The organism is Allobaculum sp. JKK-2023, assembly GCF_034745455.1.
GTDB lineage: Bacteria > Bacillota_I > Bacilli_A > Erysipelotrichales > Erysipelotrichaceae > Allobaculum.
Window position 1 is genome coordinate 332644 of record NZ_JAYERV010000003.1, and the last position, 25207, is coordinate 357850.

Sequence of the window (25207 nt, forward strand, 5' to 3'; positions counted from 1 at the left end):
CCCCCAAACATCAACCTATTATAACAAATCAACTTTGTGAAATATATAAAGTTCTTATTAAATAAGAATCAAAGAGAAATTAAAGAAATTGTAATCGGGATCCAATGTCATTTAGCTAGAAAAATATGACTTTAAACTTTGTCTCAAAATTGAAGACAAAGTGAATGATCGAGACTGAATCCGGTCCTCATCCATTCATATGCACCAAATAAGCACAAAATATATTGATTAATCTGGATGTATTCGTCCAAATAGGTGCACTAAAAACAACTCTTTGATAAGAGCTGCTTTTAAGAAATTAACAAGCACATAACATTCGTTAAATGCGCGTATAACGCACTTATCGGTAAGTGAACCATATCAAACGATTGGGATGGAGATTTCGTTTGAAGCTCCTCTCTGGTCGAACAGGTAGTTTTTCTCTGAGCAGCTCCTCAGTCAGAGCCTGAAACTCCGCTTTTGTAATTTGACGAATCGTTCGATTCTTCGTCCACTTCGGGGTGAACGTGTTCCTGATAGCCCGTATCGCCTTAGTTGTATTGATTTGGTATTCATAAGTTGTCTGATTCTCTTCTTTGTTATCTGATTGAGATGATTCAAGAACACACTTTTTGATCTCGGAAACCAGATTGTAGAAGATAAGGGATGAATAAATCTCCTGAATGATGTATTCTGCTTTTATCGAGTGGATACGTTTCATTCCTATTCCATATTTAAGCCAGGAGAAACTCTGCTCGATTCGCCACCTTAGGTGGTAAATAAATCCAAGAGCCTCCGGAGGAAATTCTGCTTCATCCAGATTGGTAATCAGTCCTTCCCAGACGTTGTCGCCAATCTCGATAGCTACCACCCTGCAGTCAAAATCAATAAATTCAGATTCTTGGTCAATCTGTCTCATTGATTTTTTGACCAGGTATTTCATCTGGGGGTTTTCTTTTTCCCCTTTTCTTTGGTGGTGGGTAAGAATGCGGCTGATCTGCTGGTCTTCTGTATGGTCAAGCTCTGTATAAGTCAGGCAGCTATACTCTCGTTCTTTCATACGTATGAGGTATTTGTGCCCTAAGGATTCAATAAGCTTACATAATGGGTAAGAGAAATACCCTCTGTCCATGACAAAGAGAAATGTCTCGCCAGGATAAGCTTCATGAATCTCCTTGACCATTTTCATAGCAGCGCCCCGTTCGTCTTTGGACCTCTGGTCTTGAGTGACGATGGCTAAAAATTTGTCATTAAGTACGTCATAGGCTGCGTTAACGTGAATACCGGCCCGGATAATGTTTTCCTTGTTCTTGGTATAAATGATGTAGTCAGGTTCATCTTCATTTGGCGCAACAGGTTCATTGGTTCCGTCAAAAGCGATTACCCTGTGTTCTTTATATTTTTTATCCATGGAATAAAGTGCCAATGTGGTTTTGTGCAGTGCTGAAAATACGCTGACTGGAGTTTTGGTTTTTGTCTGAACAAGTGCTGAAGCAGATGGTCTTACACTGCCCATGCCGAAATAGTTCATGGACAAATCGGAGAGTGTTGCCCCATTCCCGATAATGGATGTATTCAGGAAATGGAACAAGTTTATTTTTGATGATCGATAATGACTGCGTGAGAAAGCTCCTGTTTCAGAAGCAAGAATCTTCTCCTGTTTGTAGGCAAATTCCTCAAGGGATTTCATGAATTTTTGATAAATCACCGACGGCGAAGTAACTTTAGTTGCCATATTTTCCTCCTTATAAAGTTATGTTTTCAACGTGATAAGGATTAAATTAGATAATTATGGAGCTATTGTCAAAGTTAATTTTCGTTAAACCAGAAAACATAAAATCCACCATCTGTACACGGATGGTGGACAAAAACTAAGCTAAATGACATTGAATCGGGATCAAAAAAATACGGGTCACATCAGCCCGTATTGATCTCTTTTCTTTGAATCTGCACTTCTGCTTTATTCCTGAACCAGACGATTTTTATATTCGACCAGCAGTCCCTGCGATCTTTATGTTGTGGTTTTCAGTTTCGTCTCTTTCAATCGTCCGCTCTTTTCTATTTTTACTCAATCGGCTTTTCAAAGAAGTTGCCATAGAAGTTGAGTGACTGGTAGACGTTGATCAGACAATGCGGATCTGCCTTGCGCAGCACATGGCAGACATTGGTGACTTCATAGGAAGAAATCGTTGATTTACAGATGTAATACGTCTCTCCTTTAAATGCCCCTACACATTCAATAATCGACATTCCGTGACGAACCGTTGCCATAAAAGCTTCGACAATCACTTTGGGATCTTTGCACGTAATTTCGATCGTCACCCGCTGGAACCGTTTATACGTCCGGTTAATAACAGTTGTCGACAGAAACTGGAAGATAATCGAGTAGGCACAATAAATCCAGCCAAAGCTGAAACCGTAGGCAATATACATCGCACAATTGAAATAGAAGACAATGTTGAAAATCGAACGGTGAATCTTCTTGGCTACGTATTGCGCAATAAAGTCGGTCCCCCCCGTCGATCCGCCAGCGGTTAAGGCAAGCGAGCATCCAGCCCCCCAGAGAATCCCGCCAAACAACAGGTTAACGGTGATGTCATAGAAAAATGGCTCAAAATGCAGAACTTCCAAAAAGACGGAAACCAGCACAAACTGAACGGCTGACAGCACGACAAATCGTTTGGAAATTGCCTTGGCGCAAAACAGGGCGACTGGCACATTCAGCAGAATAATCAAAACGGATACCGGCCAGTTAAAGCCCATGGACTCTCCAATGCGGCTGACAAACAACGATATCCCGGTAAACCCTCCAGAAATCAGGTTGCAGGGATTCATGAACACCTGCATGACAAACGCCTGCAAAAACGCAGAAAGAATGACCTGGATCAAAGAAATGACAAAGGCCGCTTTCTTGTTCTGTTCGAGCTTCTGATAAAATTCAAACATATACCCCTCCTGAGCAGATACATTTCTTTTCCTTTTCCGAGCTTGTCTCTTTTTCAGATCTTGAGTCCAATGCTTCGAAATCCAGGACTCTGCTCATTTGTTGCTTCCATTGTAACGAAGATTCGCAGATTGAATTGCTCAGGAAACAGTCTTTTCGACGGATTTCAAAAGAGCATTATCGAATCGCTGGAATGATCTGCTTACATTTCTTTCTTTGATTTACAAACCGGTTTTGTTCATCTTTTAACCTGTCATTTCGTATTGAATCTCATGGGAAATTCTCTTTCTGCCTCGCTTTTAAGGGCTGCTGGGATGAATTGTTCGGATGGGTTGCGATGAATTCAGCTGTCTCTACCTTGCTGGAACATTTTGCCCTCGTTTTTTCTTTCCTGCACCCCGCCATATTGTCTGAACAGACTTTTTGCCTGATCATTTTCCAGTCGAAAGTCTCTTCCCTGTTCGTTCGGGTTCTGTTTTTTTGTCGATTCAACTGGATTTTTAAAATAGCTTTCGTGAATTCGAATTGATTCTGGCCGCTGTGTTACAAACTTTGAAGACAATCCAAAGAGAAAAAACGTCTTTTCATTCCAGTTTTGGGCTGAAATCAGAAGAATTTAAATCTATATGATTTACTTAAGAAGTTTTTTTCAAAAAAATCATATTTAGCCTTGCACCCTCATTCGTTCTTTGGTAAATTAAATGAGCGCTTGAGGCAAGCGGTTCCGTAGCCAAGTGGCTAAGGCAACAGACTGCAACTCTGTGACCGTCGGTTCAACTCCGACCGGAACCTCCATTATGTTGGGATCGTGGCGGAACAGGTAGACGCAACGGACTTAAAATCCGTCGGTCATTGCGACCGTGAGGGTTCGATTCCCTCCGTTCCCACCATTTTTTGAAAAAAGCGTAGCGGCTCAAACGCCGCTTTTTTTATTTCTGTTTTCTAAGCGAAACCAAATGAACCCCGCTGAATGCGAAATCCATTCAGCGGGGTTCATTTTTGTTATAGGGGTTCATTTTCATTATGGAGGAATCAGAAAAGAAATAACCCCTACAGGCAGCCAAACTTTTGTGCGTCATGAAAAGAGAATCAGCAGCCTATTTATTGGGGATTCATATCCAACTGATCCGGAATATAAACTTGCTGACGCTTTCAGGACTTATTTCCTTTCGAGGCTTCTATTTCTGGACTTCTTATCGCAAAACTTCCTGTCTCTTATGGCCACTTGTCTCTTGCGACCACTTGATCGACATTCATTTCATCGATTGTGAAGCGTTGAGAACCGACGTCGAATACAGAAACAATACATCCTGATCCTTAAAATCAATGAGGGATTTCAGCCGCCAGTGCGGCAGATTGCGCAGATCAATCAAAGTTGTCTTCGAATACCCACCAGCAAGAAGCGGAACCATAGAGGAGCCGTAAGAGTCCGAAAAAACAATCAGCTGTCGATTTGGATCGGCATGAGGATTGTCAATTTCAATCATTCCTGAACTTCCGCCCAGAAAGATCTGATACGGATCCATTCCCTGCGCTTTATCGAGATCATAAATCGCACTGACTTCCGGCTTTCCCGTGTCATAGCGTCTGACAGTCCAGTCTTTCATTTCCTCATTCCAAAGACAACGCAGCGTATCTGATCCTGATGGAAGCATAGTTCGTCCACCTGTCTGGCCGATAAAGTCGTTTAAAGCCGTTTTTACCGTATAGGCATCTAAAAGTCTTACTCCCATTGAATCGGCCAGCCTCGTGGCCGCATCGAGGATTTTTTCCTGACGCCAGTGGGGATCGGTATAGTAGTAATCATCCAGCTGCAGCGTATTTCGAAGATCGATCCAGTTTCCAAACTCCATTTTCTCTTTCGCCTGCTCAAAGAACGCTTCATAATCCATATTCAGGTATTCATCTTTTTTGAGGAAATAAGATTTATCGGGAATAATCGACAGATAGACTTTGCACGAAGTCCCCGCCAGATCCTTCTGGACAATGTCCGCAAAAATTCCGGCAGCGTAATCCAGAGAATCTTCATGAATTTCCCGTTCAACCTGAATCAGATGCTTGTCGTGACTGATAATGCCATCGTCATCCAGATTGCCAAACACATAGCGGCTGGATAAGGATTTGATCTTCAGCAATTGTTCTCGAAATCCGACATGGTCCGTGGCAAAGTCTTCAAATTCTTCCTGCCACTGGCCGGAAAGAATCGCTTTGGCCTCCAATTTTGGAAAAGGGGCCAGCTTTCGCCGCTCAGAGTAAGACAGATCTGTATTTCCAAAAAGCAATGTTCCCGCAAGAAAGCAGCCCAGGACACCAAAAAACAGCACTGAGGTGAGGATGGAGCGTTTTCGAGAAGCTTCATCTTGCGTGCGCTCTGTTTCCAGCTTTGCGATCTTTGTACCCTTTGAAAGCGAACGTGCTGGTTTCGAATCTATTCTTTTTTTCACGCCAGCCCCTCCTTTCGTTTATCAGATTGGTTTCGATGCAGGATTCGTTCACCAATTCATCTTTGCTGCGACGCGTGGACTTAGAAGCGGAAATACAGAAACGGATTAAACGTTCCCGCCGCCAGCCAGGCGATGCAGAGAACCAAAACCAGAACCATGCCTGCAGGCTCGATCCAGCCCATCTGCGCCTGGCTGATCAGATGATGATATCGCCTCTTCCAGAACGGAAAACAACCCGCAATTGCCGCGAAAAAAAGAACCAGATTGGAAAGCAGCGTGTATATCGTTACACCATTGGTAAGAGGCAGTCCGCCAAACCCAAACATCGCCTGCAAATCAGACTGAAACTGCGCGAGCGAATCATCATAGAAAAGCACAAAGGAAAGAAGGATCCCGCAAAGAAAAATCAGCCGGTACCACCAGGTCTTCTGCCACGAAACAGGAATCACGAATTTTTCCAGCGTCAGCAAAACAAAGAACAACAACCCCCAGAGCACAAAATTCAAGGCTGCTCCATGCCAGAGTCCCGTTAACAGCCAGACCACAAGCAGATTGAAAATCTGCCTGGCTTTTCCCTTCCGGTTTCCGCCAAGGGGAATGTAGACATAATCGCGAAACCAGCGTGTTAAGGTCATATGCCAATGCCTCCAGAAAGCGGTGAAGTTTCCTTCCAGAAACGGATAGTCAAAGTTTTCCGGCAGCTCAAAACCCATCATCTTCCCTAAACCGATCGCCATATCCGAATAGCCTGAAAAGTCATAGTAAATAAACAGGGTGATAGCCAGTCCATTGAGCCAGTAAAACACAACCGAAGGTGTACTGACACTTCGAAAGAAGACACTCAGACTGGAAAGCTGATTGGCGATCAATACCTTTTTAGCCAGCCCGCAGACGAACTGAGCAGCCCCTTTCTGGGTTTTCTGCCAGGAAAGATGCCGATTTCTGTCATCGAGCTGTCTTTCGATTTCGCTGTAGCGCACAATCGGTCCGGCAATGAGCTGAAAAAACATGCAGACATACAAACAGAATCGAAGCAGTGACTTCTGAACCGGGGTCTTTTGGGTATAGACATCAGCCAGATAGGAAAGAATCTGGAAAGTATAAAAGCTGATGCCAATCGGAAGAACGATCGTCTTGACCAGCAGATCGGCATTAAAGATCTGCCCGGCGATAGCCGCAAAGAAGTTGAAATACTTAAACCAGAAAAGCAGAGCGCAGATGATTCCCACACCAGAAATCAGGGCAAGCTGGCGCCTTTTTCCGGTCAGCTTGTCCATAAACAATCCGCATCCATAGCCCACCAGACACTCCAACCCGATCAGAAGCAGCCATTCCGGGCGCGACCAGCCATAAAAAAGCAGACTGAAACCAAGCAAGACAAAATTTTTCCATGATCTGGAAGCTGCAAAATAGCACAGCGAACAAAGAGGTAAAAACCAGATCAGAAAGGCGATTGAACTGAATTCCATACCTTGAACTTACCTGAAAAACAAAAAGTCCGTTCCGCCTTGCCCAAAAGTTTTTCCAGACCCGATCCATACGAAAAACAGAAAATCCCATTCAGATCAACATCCCCAGAAAATGACCATTCAAACCACCATAAGCGTACCGGCCGAAAGCATGACAACAAGATCACAGAAATCGCTCCGGCATGATCACAGAAAACTCTTCAGCCTGACCATAGAAAGCGGCACGCAAAAAAGACACCCAGGATCGTAATCCAGAGGTGTCTTTGAAAGACCAGTTTCTTGACTGAACTCTTTTAACTTTTTATCAGACTGTCTTATTCTTCAAATTTTCCCGAAACCATTACGGCATTGGTCATGACTTCTTTAACCGCTTTGACGAATGGTTCAATCTGGCCAGTCTGGCCGAAGCTGACAACCAGGAAGTTGTCCTGTAAGAACAGATCATATTCATCTGGGAACGTGCACATCCAATGGTTATCCAGCAGCCCCTGTTCGATCTTTTCAAGTAAAGCGCTGGTGTCTACACCGTCTTTGAGCTGCCAGGCAGAGGCAGTAAACGAGTTGGCCATCATGCCATTCATCACGGAAGCGCCATCCACACTGTCTTTAATTAAGGATTCCGGAACCACCAGCGCTGCGCGCAGCTGATCTTCAGCACTCAAATCCAGAGCCAGAGGTTCACTTTCACTGACGTTTTCACCGACGCCGCCAATAATCATAGGTTTATCTTCATCATTTTCTTTTTCCCAGATCGCCATTAACAAGGCCTGTGAATCACTGAAATCAAATGCCTTTTCATCGCTGGATACTTCACTGCTCACATTTTGGGTACAGCCGGCCAGTCCCACCATAGGTGAAAAAACCAGAAGCGAAGAAAGAGCCAGCTTTGCTGCCTTGCTTATTGAATGACGAAAAGATGGAGTTGGATACATAGAAAAATCCCCTTTCTACAGGTTTTACGACAGATTTCAAAACAAAATCTGGACCGTAGGCCAGAATGCTTTGCTTCAGTTTTCAAGTGTTCAAAATTCTCTTGCAGATCCAGAAGCAGACGCAAAGGGCAAACGCAAGATTTAAAGATGATATCCTCATATTTACAGGATGGTTTTCTTAAGCCTTCAACATGAAAAAAGATCTGTCGAATCGTCTTCATTATAAAAGAAGAACCAACAGATCAATTTCAAACTGACTTGGTTTGTTGTGGGCTAGCGCCGGCTGCTCGAACCGGATCCGGCCGCAAACAGGCGTAAGACATACAGGAAAATATTGATGAAATCCAGGTAGAGTTCCAGTGCAAAATACACGGTCCATTTCTGTCTGGATGGTTCATCGCTTTCGACTTGCGCCATGATGGTTTTCATGCGCTGCACATCCCAGCATGTAATGCCGGTAAACAGAATCAGGCCGATGGACGAATAAAGAAGGATGCTCATCGATGCGCCAAATAAGGCTAAGACAAGCGAAGCCACCAGCAGCACAACCAGACCGACCAGGCAGATCAGACCCAGACTATTGAGATTTCGTTTCGTGGTCAGGCCGACAAAGGCCAGGCAGAAGTAGAACACAGCACTGATCAGAAACGCGTAGAACAAAGTAGATCCCGTGTAAACTACGCCTAAGGAGCTGAATGTAATGCCTGTTAACACGGCATAGGCAAAGAACATTGTCCGAAGTGTTGCCGCACTGGCTTTTTGCATCTGGATGCCAAAGGCTGCCGCAATGCCCAGCTGGGCAATCAGCAGCACCAGGCTGATCATCGGATGAGCCATGAGGTAAGATGTGCCTCCTAAAATCAGGAAAGCAAAAGCAATGCCCGCCGTAATGACAAGGCCCAGGCCCATCTGCAAAAAAGCCAAGGTCAGATACGACTGACTGGCCTCAAAGGTCTGCTGGACAGGAGTCTGTTCAGGCGGAATTGGTGGAAGATGATCCATGGAATATTGACTCATAAAATTTTCCTTTCTGGAATGATTCTCCAATCAAAGACAGGACCGAAAGCAAGCTTTCGATCCTGTAGAGTTTCTAGTTCTATTGTAGCTGGAAATGAAAATTTCCCAAGAGATCTTTTCAGACCGCCATGCGATTAGTTGTTTTCCTGATCAGAAATCAGCTCTTCAGCCTCTTTCTGGGCATTTTCGCGCAGAATGGCTTTGGCTTCATCGGCAACAACTGGTGCACCGTCTTCACTTTCATTGATTAAGAAGCTTAACAGTTCACGGGCAGCATCTTCAATGCCGGCCCGGTTGCTCTTATCAAAGCCAAGGTGTGTATACACTTCTCCTAAGTAGATGCCGTTTTCTTCCAGGTTGGCCATGACCTTATCGATCAGTGGATCGCACAGATCCTGTTCCTGCATCGGACCAAATGGGTTGGCAAAGTAAGTCTTCGACAGACCTTTTTCCTGCGTCGTGCCTAAAGCCATCCGCGTACCGGCTTTGCAGGTTTCCTTGAACTCTTCAATTGGCAGTTTCTTCATGCCTTTCGCGTCCGTGTAGTTGTTGGCGTAGCAAAACAGGTCAATTGGATGATTTTCCGTAATGAACTGGTAGCTGGAAGCTGGAACAACCATGCGCGCATTTGGATTTTCAGGAGCAAAGAAGACCGAACGGTCCATATCTTTGTATGGAGTTCCTGGATCCAGGTCATCCAGACGGATGAATGCACCAGTTTCAGTGCCCTGACCATAAGGAACGCCGTCTTCAACATGGATCGTTCCCATATCATCAAAGACAACCTGAACGTCACGGATCAGATCTTTACCCACCATCTTCAACGCTTCAATCGATTCAGATTTACCGGCGCCAGAGTCGCCCATTAAGATCAGACCTTTGGAACGTCCATCGTTGAGAACGATGTTGACCATTGCTCCATGAATTGGCAGCCAGCCGTTTTCCATCATCGCCAGGTTGTGTAACGTTAAGGCCATTTTCTTGAGATAACCAAAGTATTCCATTCTTGGATGATCAGAAATGCGGCCGACCCAGATATTGTTTTCTTTATCGTGGTAGTACTTGGTTTCGTTAAGGCCGTCTTCATTGCCGTAGATCATGATCAGATCTGGTTTCATTTCGGATTCTTCAACCGTGGCCAGCTCAAACAGGTTGACCATGGAAAGCGCCAGGGAAATGTATTTTACGTTGAAATAAACCAGGCATAACAGCTTGCCAACTTTTAAAGGCAGGCAGAACCAGGAATCTGGATTGATATACAGATTGTCCATCGGGTTGTCCTTCGTTTCGGTAAACATACCCGTACGTTTGGAAGAACCCGGGTGAAGAATCATTGGAGTCCGAAGCATGACCGTATCGATCATCGGAACGTACCGCAGCTGCAGATAATCTTCAGAATAGAAGTTTTTTACCTGGTGAACGGAGAAGCAGGCATTGGTTCCAGCCTGAACCTGACGATAAACCAGGTTTGGACGACCCATGATCTTTTCTTCATACAGACGATAAGTCCGTAAGATCAGATCGTTGAGGTCCGAGTCACGGCGAACCAGAGTGTTAATACCAAAATCAGGATCACTGGAAGAATTCATGAAACCAAAACGTTTCAGCGAGCGCCAGCCATGATAGATTTCTTCAATGACAGTCAGTAAAGTCTGGCGGTCACGCGCAAGCGGGTTATCTGCCAGTTCGTCATAATCAAAGACAATAAGCTGTCTCATGTAAGAGACCAGCTCATGAGCTGCATCCTGTGGTTCCAGCTTTCCATCCTGAGTCAGATAGTTATAAATTTTCGGGTAGGTTTCTTTCTGGATCCGGACAAAATATGTGATGAACTTTTCAAAGGTCCGGCTCTTTAAGAGGACTTCACGGTTTTTCGGATAGGCACGGTTGTAGTTCAGAACGACCTGACCGTTGGCAATACTGATTTTCTTTAACATAGATATCCTTTCCTCAATGAATCTGCATATGTCTGTTCCTATTCAATCTCTTCTAGATCAGAAGATCTTGTCACTCCAGACTTTCGCGCCAAAGTGAGCATCTGTCAAAGATAACTCTCTGATCACTTTCTATTTGGAGTGCTTATCCCTGAAACAGCAGAACGGTTAAGAACAGGTGAATCATATATTACTTTTCCAAGGTTGTAAATTTAACGAACATGAATCATGAACAAATGTATGCATCTCATGACCATTTATCCGCTCTCATTCTGCCTTTTCACCGTCGCATTTTAAAGAATAGTCGCTTCTCTTTTTGTGTAAGCGCCCGCATTTTTCTGATGCAGCCTCTTTGAAGGGAATTAAAAGTCCTTGCTGGCCAGTTTTGCCATTTTAAGGGCAGTTTGAGTCATTGCACTCTTTATTTTTTCTTTATGAACTAGAATTGATGTATCCATATTTTTACACATTCCCAAGTTCCCCTCCCAAATTCAGACGCATTCTTTCAATTTTTCCTGGGGATCCTCCAGCTTTTTTTGGGAGCGGATTTTGAGCCTTGCGCAGACAAGATCGATTCAGTCTCCACATTTTCAGGACAGGATTCAAATATGCACATCTATCTGGTTTTTCAAAAAGATTTTGCGTTTATGTTGCGCGCGTCGTGAATCGATGGTACAGTTTTTGTACCAAAAGCCTCGAATAATCATCATAGGGCGAAAGGAGTAATTGAAATGACAAAAACAACAACTATTTCGCAAAGCGGCCACAACAACATCATCTCAGCCAAAGAGTGGCTGTCAGAGCGTGAAGAGATTCTGGAAGAAAAATTCTTCGACTACTGTGATGATTTTCAGCACAAAGTCGAGACAGACACTTTATCTTTCAGAGAAGGCGCCTTAATCTTCCTTGCAGGCGGACTGGCCTGCCAGATCTTTATCTGGTTTACTTCCCTGTTTTCCTGATTCCAACCCTGCAAGCTCCACTTTTCTTTAAGATGCACGTTTTATGCAGTTCTGATGAAACGACAAGCGGATGCCTCAGAAACTGTCCGCATCGTTTCCAGCTTTGATCATTGTCTGCCTGCCCTGGCTTTTTTGATCCGGTGAAGGCATAGGCCGGAAACATGATTTTTTACTCATTCTCATTCTTCTGTTTTGCAAGAAGAAACTATCAAGGACCCGCAGCGCTTGCTTTCAGGCGTTCCGGGTCCTTTTTTGGGAAAATTGCCACCTTTCGGCTGGGCGCTTTTCGCTTGTATCTTTTTTAAATCTGTACCACTTTTGGTCTCTGGCTCTCTTAATTTGCCTGTTTTGCTGAAAACACGCTCAGGCAGCAGGCATTAAACAGCAGGCATTAAACAGCAGGCATTAAAAGAGATTGATCTGCCTGGAAAATGAAAAGGTCCGGTTACAATTTTGCGGATTTGAACTGACCGTCCACAATTCTAAAGTTCTTTGAAATTTTTTCGAAACCTTCTATCCGTCAACGATTGTTGAAATCCGGATTTGATATGATATTAAACAGTTAATCTTTGATAAGAGCAACCTGCAGATTTCTTTCCGTATCTTTGAGAAACAGATTTTATCTTTCAAAGAACAGGGCGGTTTTCTGCCTTTCATTTCTGAAACCCGATAGTTCTGGCTGATCCTCTTGAATGCCATCACAAAATCGGGCCAGTCTTCTCTAGATAAAGGAGTTCTATGAAAAGCCAAGCCAAAAAATACAAGAACCGGCTTCTGCTGGTCTTTTTAAGCGCTCTGCTTGCTGCTGGATGCACCCAGCCCAACACCCAGTCAAGCAGTCAATCCGGTTCTTTGACAAGCGAGTCAATCTCTTATGAGGCCAAAGCAGTCTCCAATACTGAATTTGAAAACTTCCTCGATCAGTATGTCGTGAAACTGTGCGAAACCAGCTATCTGCTCACCCACCGCTATTTTGAACATCCGGAAAACTACGGCATCGATCTGGACAAATGCAAGATCACGCTGGGAACTTTTATTCCAGACCCCGAAGATCTCGCCTTTGAAAAGAAAGCCCTGTCGATTCTGGAAAACTTTGAAGACACCAACCTGAATGCCACCAACAAGCAAATCCGGGAACAGCTGATCTGGGAGCTGAATCTGACTGTCAACCTGTCCGACGAAAAGTTTGAATATCTCGGTTCAATCTGGTCAGAAATCTCGGGTGTCCAGTCTTCGTTAATGGATACCTTCTCAGAATTCCAGCTGTATACCGAAAATGATGTGGAACCCTTAGTCGCTTTGATCAACGACGTTCCCCGCTACGTGCAGGAAGCCCTGGACTATTCCCGCAAACAGGCCGAAGCCAAAACGTTTGCGATTGATCTGGATACCGTTGTGGCCTCCTGCCAGTCCATCGTCAATTCCAAAGACGACTCTCCCGTGACCAGTGAGCTGATGGCTGAAGTCGATGCGCTGGGACTGGATAGCGAAAAGGCTGAAGCCTATAAGCAGCAGATCCGGGAGGCGCTCCAGGCATCGTTCTTTCCCTCCTTCCAGGCGATTATCGATGGTCTCAATGGCCTGAAAGACAAAAACGGAACCATCAAGGGCATGGCCTCCTATAAAAATGGCCGGGAAGCCTATGAGTATGTCTTACAGTCTTATGCCGGATCCAATGATGATATTGAAGTCATGAAAGAAGAAATCCGGACCGCCATGGATGATGCCGTGACAGAATACCGTTCGATTCTGCGCACCAACACCGAAGCCGCTCTGGTTGAAGAGCCGGAAACCAAGTTCACCAGTGTCAGCGAAATCATGCCGTTTCTGGAAGAACGCTATCCGGCTGAATTCCCGATCGTCAAAACCATGGACTATGAAATCAAGGAACTCTCCCCTGAACAGTCCAAAAACGGAGTCATGGCCTACTTTGTCGTTCCGCCCATCGACTCCAGACGCCCGTACGAAATCCGCTACAACGCCCGTGACTACGGAAGCGATCCATCCAGTCTAACCCTCTATGATACATTTGCCCATGAAGGCATTCCGGGTCATATGTACCAGGCGCAATACAATCGTGACCACTTCAAGCATCCAATCCAGTACTTCTTAAGCTCATTTGGCATGCAGGAAGGCTACGCGACCTATGCAGCCTACCAGACCATCCCATGGACGGGGATTGATGAAGATACAGCCCGCGTGTGGGAGCTGACAGATCAATACTCCAACTACTCCGTGCTGTTGATGGATATCCAGATCAACTATGATGATTATTCTCTGGATGAATTTGAAAATGTCTGGGGAAAAGGCAGTGAAGCCATCTATAACCAGCTGGCAGAAAATCCAGGTGTCTTCTTTGGCTACTACTATGGATGTCTGAAAATTTTGCAGCTGCAAGACATCGCAAAAGAATCTCTTGGCGATCTCTATGATCCAGTCTCCTTCAATAATGCGCTTTTACAGGTCGGTGACGTCAATTTTGGACTGGTTGAAGAAAACATACAATCCTACATCAATAACGCCCGCTCAAGCGCGTATGGAAGCAAAGACAGCCAGAAAACGGATAAGGCCGCTTCTGATCAGGCAAACAATCAAGCCGGCGACAACTCTGAAAACAAAACCTCTGCTTCCTCTTCCAATGATTCTGAAAACACCGATGCCCCCGAAGAAAGCGGCCCGACAAACCAGGGCGGCGACTTTGAAGAAGAATACTTTGACGAAAACTAGTCCGAAAAAACAGACCAAAAAAAGACCGGCAGGCACAATCAATCCCCAGCCGGCTGTCTGCTGAAATTCAAATCCAGTTCAGGCCAAATCCAAAATCTGGCATGAGTGAATCTTGCGATTCGCTCATGCCTTTTTTATATCTGGTGTTCAGATCTGGAGATCTGGCTGTTCCTTGCCTGCACGCCTGACTTTAGCCAAACAAAGCTGACAGTTCTCTTCTACGCCAGAATCCAGACCAACAGAAAGGATGGATGAAAACAGCCAGGAAAGTGAAAGGAAAGCGAAAAGAAGACACAAAAAAAGCCCGCGTTTTGCGGCGGACAAACATGACGGATTTGAACATCAGCTTCGAATCAGTCTGATGTCTTTTTGAATCCTTTCTTTTTTACAAAGGCTTTAAGACTTTCGTATGTTCCTGGGACTTTATCTTCTCCCATGGTCTGAAGAAAATGACGATGAATGGCACGGATAGAGACACCAGGCACCTGCAGCATTTTTTCAATGGACTCTTCATACTGGTCCCATTTGCTGAACTCTTTTTTCTTTTTTCTTGCTGGTACTTCGCCAGCTTCAAAATACTTTTTCACCGTTCTGCGGTCGAGATCGTAAGCTCTGGCAAGTTCAGAAATGTTTGGCTTCATGTTTAAATCTTTTAAAAGCTGAATATTGGCAACCAGCTCGTCTTTTTTATTCATGGTTACCCTCCTGACTAACAGTTTCCACGAAAAGGATCGGTTCGTCTACAAAAAGGCATTATAAGAGTACACAAATCTACATTTTTCGATATGATCATCCTATTTTTCGCATTTTTTGACGCGATTTGATAAACATCGCAAGAAGACGCCTTTACTCCCAATCCAGGTCAAATTTTTACCCGGACAAAAAACCTGTAATCCAATTTACACGAATTCTCACACAAAAAAAGTGCCCGAGTATCAGGCACTTAAAATAACATATTATTTGTGAAAAAGTTGCGCAACGCATGCCGCTTTTTCGGTGATTTTGTCTCATTCCGCAAAAAAAGCGATCAAAATGGCAGCTTTTTTCAAAAAAAGTAAATTCTTTCTGTAAGCGGAATTTCAAGCAATTAACTTTTTGGGAAAGCAGTCTATTTGGCGTAAATCTCGTCAAGCAGGGCTGGCAGATCTTCCAGAGCAATTTCAGTTTTCACGCCATCTTCACGACGCACGTATTCAGCCATGCCGCTGGCTACACCTTTACCCAAAGTGATGCGGTGTGGAATCCCAATCAGTTCCATATCTTTGAACTTGACGCCTGCCCGTTCGGTGCGGTCATCGAGAAGAACTTCATAGCCTTTGGAGGCTGCATACTCATAAAGTTTCTGCGCTTCTTCTACCTGCTTGGCATCTTTCATCGACACGATGACAAGTGCAGCACGGAATGGAGCCAGATTATCCGGCCAGATCAGACCCGACTCGTCATGATGCTGATCCGCAACGGCGGCCATGCAGCGTTCCAGACCGATGCCATAGCTGCCCATCCAGACAGGCTGGAGCTGGTTGTTCTGGTCAGAGTACATCAGGTTCATGGCTTTGGAGTATTTGGTGCCCAGTTTAAACAGGTTGCCGACTTCAATTCCATGTTCAAAGGTCAGATGTCCGCCGCATTTTGGACACAGATCGCCTTCACGGACCATAGACAGATCGGCAATCACTTCTGGCTTGAAGTCTTTCAGGTTCACATTTTTGAGATGGTGGTCATCTTCATTGGCGCCAACGATAAAGTTTTTTTTGTGAGCCACCTGACGGTCCATATAAACCGGCAGCTTCAGTCCAACCGGACCGGCAAACCCAATGCGGGCACCTGTCGCTTCTTTGACTTCTTCTGGTGTGGCCAGATTGAGTTCAATGGCATTGAGCAGTTTGCCGGCTTTGGTTTCGTTCAGTTCACGATCCCCTGGCAAAACGAAGGCAACGAGATTGCCATCGGCGTTATAGATCAGAGTCTTCACAAAATCAGAAGGCTCTTTTCCCAGAAATGCGCTGACTTCTTCGATGGTTCCGGCATTTGGTGTATAGATTTTTTCCATTTCGAGTTCAGGGCTGTTGTCATCTTCGAGGGTGTCAACAACTTCTGTGATTTCTTCGTTGCTGGAAAAATCGCAATGGTCACAGCCCACGACAATATCTTCGCCAATGGAAGAAATTGCCTGGTATTCTTCAGAAAGCAGACCGCCCATCAGGCCGGTGTCGGCTTTGACGATTTTGTAGTTTAAGCCTAAACGGTCAAAGATCTTGTTGTAGGCATCGTACATATTCATGTACGCCACATCCAGGCCGGCTTCATCTTTATCAAAGGTGTAGGCATCTTTCATGATGAATTCGCGCACGCGGATCAGGCCGTAACGAGGTCTGGTTTCATCGCGGTATTTGGTCTGAATCTGGTAGAGATTATAGGGAAAGTCTTTCCAGGATTTGCCATCCATGGCAGCTGCCATCGCAAACAGTTCTTCATGGGTTGGGCCAAGAACGTATTTCTTGTCATAACGGTCTTTGAGTGCAAACATGTTGGATCCAAAGGATTCACGTCTTCCGGAAGACACATAAACGTCCTCTGGAATCAGGGCCGGCATGAGCAGCTCCTGAGCTCCGTGTTTGTCCATTTCGTCGCGGACAACGTGTTCAATGTTGGCCAGGACGCGTTTGCCCATTGGCATAATCATGTAAATGCCATTGGACAGTTTCTTGATCATTCCAGCCCGGACAAGCAGGTTGCTGGAAACGGAATCTTCATCTTTTGCGTTTTCACGCAGGGTATAAAAAAAGCTGTTTGAAAGTTTCATAGAGTTATTCAGTTTCAGGATGTTTAACGGCAGATTTCCTTTCTGTTGTATCCTGTCTTTCTGCCTTGATGTGATAACAGTGTATTGTTTTTTGTTGAAATTGCCTCATCTTTGTGTCGAAAGAGGCCAAAACAGGCTTAAATCCGCTGTTTACGAATCATCGAGCCCGCAATGGAAGGGCCTTCCCATTTCAGGTAAACAATGTCCATTGGATGGTTGCAGACCTCCAGCACATTGCCATTTTGGTCGAGGATTTCGGTAATGAGATATGGATACGGCGCAATGCCCGGACCAAACAGTTCCGCTGGCGTATTGGCCGCAAAATGGTTTTTGACCTGAACTTTCAGATACCCCGGCTTATCGGGTTCAAGAACCAGGCCGATATATTCCTGGGTCACGGTTTCATCATGCCGGCGGTAGAGCTGCACGTTTTCATCTGGCAGCCCGTGATAAAAGCCAGGACCCGTGGGTCTGTTCTCTGCCCGGTTCAGTTCGCTGACAATCTTTGCTACGAATTCATCAGACGCTGTGCCATTCTTTTCGATTTCATCAATCAGCCGGCGATAGGCGCCAACCACGACGGCCAGATAGTAATCCGATTTCATGCGGCCCTCAATTTTCAGGCTGGCCACGCCGGCATGAATCATCTTTTCAATCTGGTCAGCCGCCTGCAGATCGCGGCTGGACATTGAAAACATCGTATCCGGATCGCTGATGGCTTTTTCACCATCATAAAGAGTATATTTCCACCGGCAGCTTTGCGCACAGCCCCCGCGGTTGGCATCCCGGTTGGTCATATGGTTCGACAACACACACCGCCCGGAAAAAGAAATGCACATCCCGCCATGGATAAACGCTTCAATCGGGACGATCTTTCTGGCACAGATTTCTTCAATGGCTTCCATTGGCGTCTCGCGGCCCAGAACCACCCGGTCTGCACCAAGATTTTTCCAGAACTGAACGGCTTTTTCATTGAGAATGGAGCGCTGGGTAGAAACATGCACTTCAAAATGACGGTTTTCCATTTTCAAAGCTCTGGAAATGATGGCCGGTGAAGCACTGATGATCGCATCAATTCCCGCCACATCCAGCGCCTGGAGATACGCTTCCAGGCCATTGAAATCATCCGGGTGCGGAATGATATTGACCGTTACATGAACCGCTGAGCCATGTTCATGGGCAAACTGACAGAGTTCAGCGATCTGGTCGAGATTAAAATTCGAAGCCCGTGAGCGCAAAGAAAACTGCTGGCCTCCAATATAAACCGCATCCGCCCCATAGCGAATTGCGGTTTTTGCTTTTTCAAGATTGCCGGCCGGGGCTAACAATTCAATGGCGGCCATTTTCATTTCTCCTTTCGAATCCACGAAGGGGCAGCAAAGATCGTCGGCTGAATGTCAAAGGATTCAGCCCGTTTTGGATGCTCCAACAAAGCCCTGTATTTTTTCAAAAGCCTGGCACCCCACATGTTGCCCTGTAAAAAGGCATCAATCCGAAAACGGCCAATGCCAGCGTTTTGCAGTGCAAGCAGATGGGCGCCAGCCTGTAAGGGCTGGTCCGCCAGAACATGGGTTCCCTTTTCATCCTGCCAGATCGGCAGTCTGGCTTCGCGCAGCTGTTCTTGAATGGTATAGATCCGGCCTTCTTCAAACCGATCCGATCGTTCAATATAGCGCAAATAGTTTTCGACCAGCGGCCGGCGGCTTTCCATCCAGGTATAAAGCCCGGCAATCAGAACCTCAATTCCATCCGGCCGAATGGACGTATGCGCCGCATCTACCATTTCTTTGAGCGAGAGTTCATGGCCAAGGCTTGCGGCCTGAAGTCCCAGATCCAGATAGAAACTGGCATCTTCACCCGAACAGATCAGCGTTTCCGGCTGAATGATCAGTTTGTTTCTTACCGGTGTTCCGGTTTTCTGTTCGTATTCATCGGCCATCGTGATATAGCCGTCATCCGCAATATAAAAACCATCTGCGCCGGCATCCAGCGCCGCAAAGAAAGTGGTCTGTATTTCAGGGTAAAGTTTCTCTTCGACCATGGCTTGCGCATTGATCAGAGTCTGAATATTGTGGTCATGAAAGAACCTGACCATCTCAGGCAGCTGATCCAGCGTGGCAATCGCCCGGCTTCTTGCCGAAAGTGGATCAAGCCCGATGACCACGGCATCAGGCTGGCTTTCAAGTACAGGCTCAAGATCTTCAAATGTATCAAGTGCTAAGATCAACATGAGACTTTTCCTCCATCACCTCATTATAAAAAACTTCCAGATGAATACAAATTCCGGCGACTGCCCACAATTGGAGGGCACTGGAAAGAAGCCAATTGGCCGGAATTTGACTGCGCCCGAACCTCTCTTTAGATCAGGCGTACCTGTCCTATCTCTTTACCACTCTGTTTTTGCCCTGAATTCCGGGCGTTTCCTCATCAGTCGTTTCAGACTGTTTTTTGCTTTCTTCCCGTTTCTTCCCGTTTCGCTTTGAAAACAGCACCTATCCATTCACCGTTTTCATTCCGGCATGCAAACGCCAAGCCATGAAGCTGCTTTCCCCTCTTCTTTTTTTCTTTCTCTGGATATCCTGTACAGCTGAAAGAGTCATCGAGTCCTAAGCAGACAATCACCTTTGCCGAAACGGACGTTTGAAATTGCAGGGATTTTCTTTAAACTGTCCAGGCGAAAATGTGAAATGGTCAAATCAGTATCGTGAATCCAAAAAGTGATATGTCGATTTTCCTTAAACAGGCTACAATAGGAAACAGGATAAACCGCTTTCAGGGCGGATTGACCTTTGACTCAGAAAATGAAGAAAGGATACTCCAATCATGATTCGATTATTAGAAAAACGTCCCGACGGGGTCTGCACGTATGAAATGGAAAACGATCAGCTCAAAGTGATTGTTTCCAGCTACGGGGTGACGCTGATGGAAATTGACATGAAAGATGTGGATGGTGCCCAGGAAAATGTCATCTTAGGCTATCCCACCGTTGATGACTACCAGAAAAAGAGCGGCACCTACTTTGGCGCCATTGTCGGCCGCACGGCCAACCGCATTGCGAAAGGAAAATTTACCCTCAATGGCAAAAACTACGATCTGGCTTTGACCAATGGGCCAAACTCCTTACATGGCGGCCATGAAGGCTTTTCCTACAAAAACTTTGAATCCCGCATTGAAGGCAACGATCTGATTTTTACCTATCACTCTGAAGACATGGAAGAGGGCTATCCAGGCAGCCTGGATCTGACCTGCACGCTGCGTCTGGAAAACAATGAGCTCAACATCCTCTATGATGCCATCAGTGATCAGGATACCCTGTGCGCCCTCACTCACCATACCTATTTCAACCTCAACCAGACCGACAATGCCGCAAAGCATCTGCTTCAGATTGCTTCCCAGCGTCATGGTCTGATCGATGATCACGTATTGGCAACCGGCCAGTTCCAGGAAGTGGCCGGTACACCGCTGGATTTCCGGACTGCTCATTCCATTGAAGATGCATTTGATTTCAGTGATGAGCAGATTCAGTATGCCAATGGGATTGACCACCACTTTGTACTGGAAAAGACAAAACCAGCTCTGCGCCTGAGCGATCCAGTTTCCGGCCGCACTGTGGAAGTCGAAACCACCTTCCCGGGTCTTCAAGTCTACTCGGGCAACTATCTGGAAGCAGAAACCGGCCGCAATGGTGTTGTCTATGGTCCAAACTATGGCATTGCCATCGAACCGCAGTTTGTTCCGGATTCGATCCACAACCAGGAACACCCCGATGCCATTCTTCGCGCCGGCAAACCCTTCCATCAGGAAATTCTTTACCGATTTGTAAATGAAAATTAAATCTATTTAGATTTAGATTTATAACTATATCAACTGTTTTCGCCCCTTATTTGGAAGATTTCGTGTTCCAATGCTTGATCCAACGCTTGATCCTGCAAAGACCTGATCTTTCCAGATAAAAACCCGAGCCATGGATGTGGTTCGGGTTTTTATCTGGGCTCATGCGAGCTTTTGAGCGGGCGATGTTGAACATAATGATTTTATGTTTACCGCTTTCGTTTCAGCAGTCGAAACAGGCAAAGCAGCAGGCCAGATACGACGATAACCGCCTGAAGTGTCCTTCATAAATCTTCCAAATGGTCGTCGGATTCAAAGCTTTCTGGCGGTTGTTCATCCTTTTTTTCTTTTGGCTTTCCATTTTCAGGCTGCCTGGACAGATCTGGATGCACATCCGATGAAAAAGCCGGATGGATTTCGCTGTTGGTCTGTGTCTTTGGCGCTTCAGGCATGCGCAAAGATCGTCTTAAAGGGACACTGTAAGAGGCTTCGACAGCAGGAGCGGACTGACTTTCAGGCTCAGCAAACTGGCTTTGTTCTTCCTGCTTTCCAGGTTTTGAATCTGGTCTGGAATCTGGCCCAAGCTTTGCTGGGGTTTGGGCGGTTGAAGTCTTTTTCGCAAACCCTCCAGATGCAGAGCCTGGCAGATCAAATTCACTGATCACTTCTTCAATCCTTTCGACAACTGGTTCAACCGGTTCGAGTTCTTCCCGTTCTTCTTCAAGATCATAACGATCGCCGGTTTCCATCTCCGGATTGGCTACATCTTCACCTTTTGGAAATGGCATCGGCGGGAAGGTAAGAAAGAAAGCAATCTGGCGGCTGTTGCCGGCATGCAGGCAATCGGCCGGATCGACTGGTGTTCCCCAGGAATCGACTCCCCCGACACCCATATGCTGTGAAGCAATGCGCACAAAGGTTCCAGCGACCGGTCCGAGTTCTTCCTGGTGGTTTGCTTTGTGCAAAGCCTCAAACGAATACGGCAGCACAGAAGCTTCAAATGGCTTGCCGACTTTGGAAAAACGCATGCACTGTCCTTTCGGATTGAACAGCTCTAACCAGCGCATTTCGGTGCGGTTGCCAGTCTCCTGGGGGCGCAGATACGGCTGAAGGTCCTGTAAAGCCGTGGAATTGAAGACCCCCAGTTTTGCGCCTTCCTGCCGGTCGATGTAGTTTTCCTGCGGACCATTGCCATAGTAAATGAACCGATCGCACTTTCTTGGCAGTTCAAACTGAAGACCGAAGACGGGCAGATCCGGCAGCAGACGGCACGGATCCATCGACAGATCGACACCAATGGTTCCCGGAGCGGCAATGGAATAGGTCAATGTGCAGCCGGTTCCACTCGGGCATGGATAGGGCAGCTGGTAGCGATAAGTCAGCGTGGCGAACATGCCTTTTTCATCAAAGTGTTCTTTGAAGTCCGTCACTTTCGCAAACAAGGAAGCCGCATACCAATAGGAGCTTGTCTGATCAAAGCCATAGCCGATTTCATTATCGGTATAGGCATGGGCAAAGACGGGTTTTGGTATGGATTTGAGCCACTCCTGGCCATCATAACGAAGCGAGACCAGTCCCTGGGCATTGAACAGGGCTTTGAACTTTCCAAATTCATACCCAATATTTTCTGTGCCTTGAATGCGGTGGATCAGATCCGGAACCGAGGCATAGTATTCCGTTTTGCCCGCCGTCTTCTGACCGAAGCTGACTTCATCTCCTGGCTGACCATAGGCTGTTTCACAAGCCAGCAGCGCACTGACTGTGCAGACGCTTTCCTGGTCGGTATCGACCCAGTCGATATCAAAATGACGATATTCACCAGGCTGCAGGTCAACTTCAAGTTCTCCGCTTAAAATCAGTGTGTTTTCGATCCGCTGTTCATAAACGAAGCGATAGCCTTTTGTGTCGACAAACAGATTGTTATTCAGAATCTGAACGCCCTGTTCATCCGGAACAATACGGATTGGCGCATACAGGGCTTTGACTTCCTGCATTTTGGCAGAGGGTCTGCGGTTGGCAAACACCAGACCATCGCCGCTGAAGTTGCCATTGTTTGGATAGTCGTCAAAATCACCGCCATAGCCAAGCACCTGCTGGCCATCTTCGTTGGTATAAGCGATGGCCTGGTCGATGTAATCCCAGATAAATCCGCCCTGATAGTGCGGATACTGTTCCAGCTGAATATAGCGATACATCCCGCCAAGGGAGTTGCCCATTGCATGCATATATTCACAAAGGATGACCGGCTTGTCCGGATTGTTTTCAAGAATTTCTTTCAGCTCATCCACCTGGGCATACATGCGGGAATAGACATCCGAACATCCCGCATAGTCAGGCTGGCGGAAACTGCTTTCGTAATGCAAAGGTCTGGTTGGATCTTTCAGGCGCAGCCAGGCAGCTTCTTCAAGCAGATCATCGCCATACCAGCTTTCATTGCCTAAAGACCAGAACAGAATAGACGGATGGTTTTTATCCCGCTCATACATCGATTCGGCCCGATCTAACAAAGCATCCCGCCATTCGATCCGGTTGCCTGGCAGTGCATCGTTTCCATCTTCAATTCCATTCCATTGCCATGTGCCGTGCGTTTCGAGGTTTACTTCGTCCATGACATACAGACCGAGTTCATCGCAAAGATCGTAGAACTCTTCCTGGTTTGGATAATGGGAAGTCCGTACGGCATTGATGTTGTTTCGCTTCATGGTCAGAAGATCGGCAAGGATCTCCTCACGGCCAATCGCCCGGCCTTTGGCTGGTGAAAACTCATGGCGGTTCACGCCATGCAGCATCAGCCGCCTGCCATTCAGGCGCGCAATGCCATCGACAATTTCAATCTGCCGGATGCCCACTTTCTGGCTGACCACCTCCTGCACAACATCCTCTTGATCGAGCAGACGGACTTCCAGGGTATAAAGATCTGGTTGTTCGGCAGACCAGAACCTGGCCTTGTCCAATTCAAAACATACATCCCGCAGTTCTGTCTGCTGACGCAGCAGGATTTCACCCTCTGGGTCTTTGAGCGTCAGTTCGAAATGGTCAGCCCCCTGGTCATGCAGCTGCACACGGATCCGGCCTTTCTGGTTTTCGGGATCGACCGTTGTGGTGACCTTCAGATCTTCCAGATGGATTTTCTTGCGGCCCTCCAGCTGGACGGAGCGGAAAATACCGGAAAACCGGAAGAAGTCCTGATCTTCCAGCCAGGAACCAGAAGAGAACTGGTACACGAGGACAACCAGCTGATTATCCTTTTCGGCAATCAGGTTTGTGACGTCAAAAGAAGCCGGTGTAAAGGAATCCGTCGAATAGCCGACAAACCGGCCGTTGAGCCAGACATAAAACGCACTTTCAACCCCTTTAAAGACCAGTCTGATGTCTTCTTTTTCCAGGCGGGGATTCAGATCAAATTCCAGAACGTATTCAGCCTGCAGATTTTCGGATGGCGTTTTGCCATACGCGACTTCTTCTTTTCCATCCCAGGGATAGGCAATGTTGGTGTAGTGAATCTGTCCGAAGCCATTGAGCTGAAGATGGGAAGGAACCTGTATAGGTACAAACGATTCATCATTTAAAAAGCCTGGCAATCCATCACTGTTCCAGACTGGGTTTTCACTCGCCCGCACCATCCATGTGCCATCCAGCAGCTGACTTGCCTGCGCATCCGGAAGGTTTCGGTGCATGGAGCTTGTGGGCTTAAGACGATTGACCTGAACGGTTCTGGGATTTTCCAGCCATCTGCGGTCCGCTTTGGTTACAGTCATATTCAATTATGTCCCCCTTGTGACAAAGAATTCATTTGGTTTAAAAGCGGCAAAAACAGTCACTTCGAATGGGATACCTGATCAAAAGATACGGTTAAAAGATACGGTCAAAAGCCGCAATCAGAAAATAAATCCTGAAGAAATGTATTCCTGGTTTTTGCCTGCTGTTTCTATTTTATCCGCTTTGAAAGCAAGATCACTCACAGTCCCTCCATTTTACAGACCATTCAAGCCCTATTTTTCCAGAAGCAGAAACTGCGTCTGTAACCTCTTTAAAAATCCACTCCTCTTTTGCCTGCCGCTGATCTTTCTCACTCGTTTTATCAAACGCGAAAAATCGCAGATTGCTCTGCGATTTTAAACCATTCAATTTTCAATCTGATCGAGCAGGCACTGGATCTGTCAAA

General features: G+C 46.1%; 15 protein-coding genes and 2 tRNA genes. 5 read left to right on the forward strand and 12 right to left on the reverse strand.

Annotated elements, in window-relative coordinates; genetic code table 11:
- Nucleotides 1-340 precede the first annotated feature (340 nt).
- Nucleotides 341-1714 carry an IS4 family transposase gene (locus tag U4956_RS01420; RefSeq protein ID WP_323088465.1) on the reverse strand — a complete coding sequence of 458 codons (1374 nt, stop codon included), beginning with the start codon at nucleotides 1712-1714 and terminating at the stop codon, nucleotides 341-343.
- 329 nt (nucleotides 1715-2043) lie between these two features.
- A complete protein-coding gene (locus tag U4956_RS01425) occupies nucleotides 2044-2925 on the reverse strand; it encodes a YitT family protein (RefSeq protein ID WP_323088466.1) in 882 nt (293 codons plus the stop codon).
- 718 nt (nucleotides 2926-3643) lie between these two features.
- On the opposite strand from U4956_RS01425, the gene U4956_RS01430 reads away from it, so the two are divergent.
- Both U4956_RS01430 and U4956_RS01435 read left to right on the forward strand, forming a co-directional pair.
- A tRNA-Cys gene (locus tag U4956_RS01430) sits at nucleotides 3644-3718 on the forward strand.
- Nucleotides 3719-3725: 7 nt separating this feature from the next.
- A tRNA-Leu gene (locus tag U4956_RS01435) sits at nucleotides 3726-3813 on the forward strand.
- 363 nt (nucleotides 3814-4176) lie between these two features.
- On the opposite strand, the gene U4956_RS01440 is transcribed toward U4956_RS01435, so the two are convergent.
- The 5 genes from U4956_RS01440 to U4956_RS01460 form a co-directional block, all read right to left on the reverse strand.
- Nucleotides 4177-5367 carry a DHHW family protein gene (locus U4956_RS01440; RefSeq protein ID WP_323088467.1) on the reverse strand — a complete coding sequence of 397 codons (1191 nt, stop codon included), beginning with the start codon at nucleotides 5365-5367 and terminating at the stop codon, nucleotides 4177-4179.
- 80 nt (nucleotides 5368-5447) lie between these two features.
- The gene (locus U4956_RS01445; RefSeq protein WP_323088468.1) at nucleotides 5448-6743 is read right to left on the reverse strand and encodes an MBOAT family O-acyltransferase; all 1296 of its coding nucleotides are present in this window, start codon (nucleotides 6741-6743) and stop codon (nucleotides 5448-5450) included.
- Between the two features lie 407 nt (nucleotides 6744-7150).
- A complete protein-coding gene (locus tag U4956_RS01450) occupies nucleotides 7151-7768 on the reverse strand; it encodes a hypothetical protein (protein WP_323088469.1) in 618 nt (205 codons plus the stop codon).
- Nucleotides 7769-8041: 273 nt separating this feature from the next.
- A complete protein-coding gene (locus tag U4956_RS01455; protein WP_323088471.1) occupies nucleotides 8042-8785 on the reverse strand; it encodes a Bax inhibitor-1/YccA family protein in 744 nt (247 codons plus the stop codon).
- Nucleotides 8786-8919: 134 nt separating this feature from the next.
- On the reverse strand, nucleotides 8920-10722 hold the full coding sequence (locus tag U4956_RS01460; protein WP_323088473.1) for a hypothetical protein: 1803 nt from the start codon (nucleotides 10720-10722) through the stop codon (nucleotides 8920-8922).
- 728 nt (nucleotides 10723-11450) lie between these two features.
- On the opposite strand from U4956_RS01460, the gene U4956_RS01465 reads away from it, so the two are divergent.
- Nucleotides 11451-11681, forward strand: coding sequence for a hypothetical protein (locus tag U4956_RS01465; protein ID WP_323088475.1), 231 nt, complete (start codon nucleotides 11451-11453; stop codon nucleotides 11679-11681).
- Between the two features lie 738 nt (nucleotides 11682-12419).
- Nucleotides 12420-14408 carry a DUF885 family protein gene (locus U4956_RS01470; protein WP_323088477.1) on the forward strand — a complete coding sequence of 663 codons (1989 nt, stop codon included), beginning with the start codon at nucleotides 12420-12422 and terminating at the stop codon, nucleotides 14406-14408.
- 353 nt (nucleotides 14409-14761) lie between these two features.
- Here the strand turns inward: U4956_RS01470 and U4956_RS01475 are convergent, their stop codons facing one another.
- The 4 genes from U4956_RS01475 to U4956_RS01490 all read right to left on the reverse strand — a co-directional run bounded on the left by U4956_RS01475 (nucleotide 14762) and on the right by U4956_RS01490 (nucleotide 19441).
- The gene (locus U4956_RS01475; RefSeq protein ID WP_323088479.1) at nucleotides 14762-15103 is read right to left on the reverse strand and encodes a hypothetical protein; all 342 of its coding nucleotides are present in this window, start codon (nucleotides 15101-15103) and stop codon (nucleotides 14762-14764) included.
- A 413-nt stretch (nucleotides 15104-15516) separates the two neighbouring features.
- On the reverse strand, nucleotides 15517-17211 hold the full coding sequence (locus U4956_RS01480; RefSeq protein WP_323088480.1) for a proline--tRNA ligase: 1695 nt from the start codon (nucleotides 17209-17211) through the stop codon (nucleotides 15517-15519).
- A 137-nt stretch (nucleotides 17212-17348) separates the two neighbouring features.
- Nucleotides 17349-18554, reverse strand: coding sequence for a U32 family peptidase (locus U4956_RS01485; protein ID WP_323088481.1), 1206 nt, complete (start codon nucleotides 18552-18554; stop codon nucleotides 17349-17351).
- A gap of 2 nt (nucleotides 18555-18556) precedes the next feature.
- A complete protein-coding gene (locus U4956_RS01490) occupies nucleotides 18557-19441 on the reverse strand; it encodes a U32 family peptidase (protein ID WP_323088482.1) in 885 nt (294 codons plus the stop codon).
- A gap of 593 nt (nucleotides 19442-20034) precedes the next feature.
- On the opposite strand from U4956_RS01490, the gene U4956_RS01495 reads away from it, so the two are divergent.
- Nucleotides 20035-21045, forward strand: coding sequence for an aldose epimerase family protein (locus tag U4956_RS01495; protein WP_323088483.1), 1011 nt, complete (start codon nucleotides 20035-20037; stop codon nucleotides 21043-21045).
- A 281-nt stretch (nucleotides 21046-21326) separates the two neighbouring features.
- On the opposite strand, the gene U4956_RS01500 is transcribed toward U4956_RS01495, so the two are convergent.
- On the reverse strand, nucleotides 21327-24800 hold the full coding sequence (locus U4956_RS01500) for a glycoside hydrolase family 2 TIM barrel-domain containing protein (protein WP_323088484.1): 3474 nt from the start codon (nucleotides 24798-24800) through the stop codon (nucleotides 21327-21329).
- Nucleotides 24801-25207: the final 407 nt, after the last annotated feature.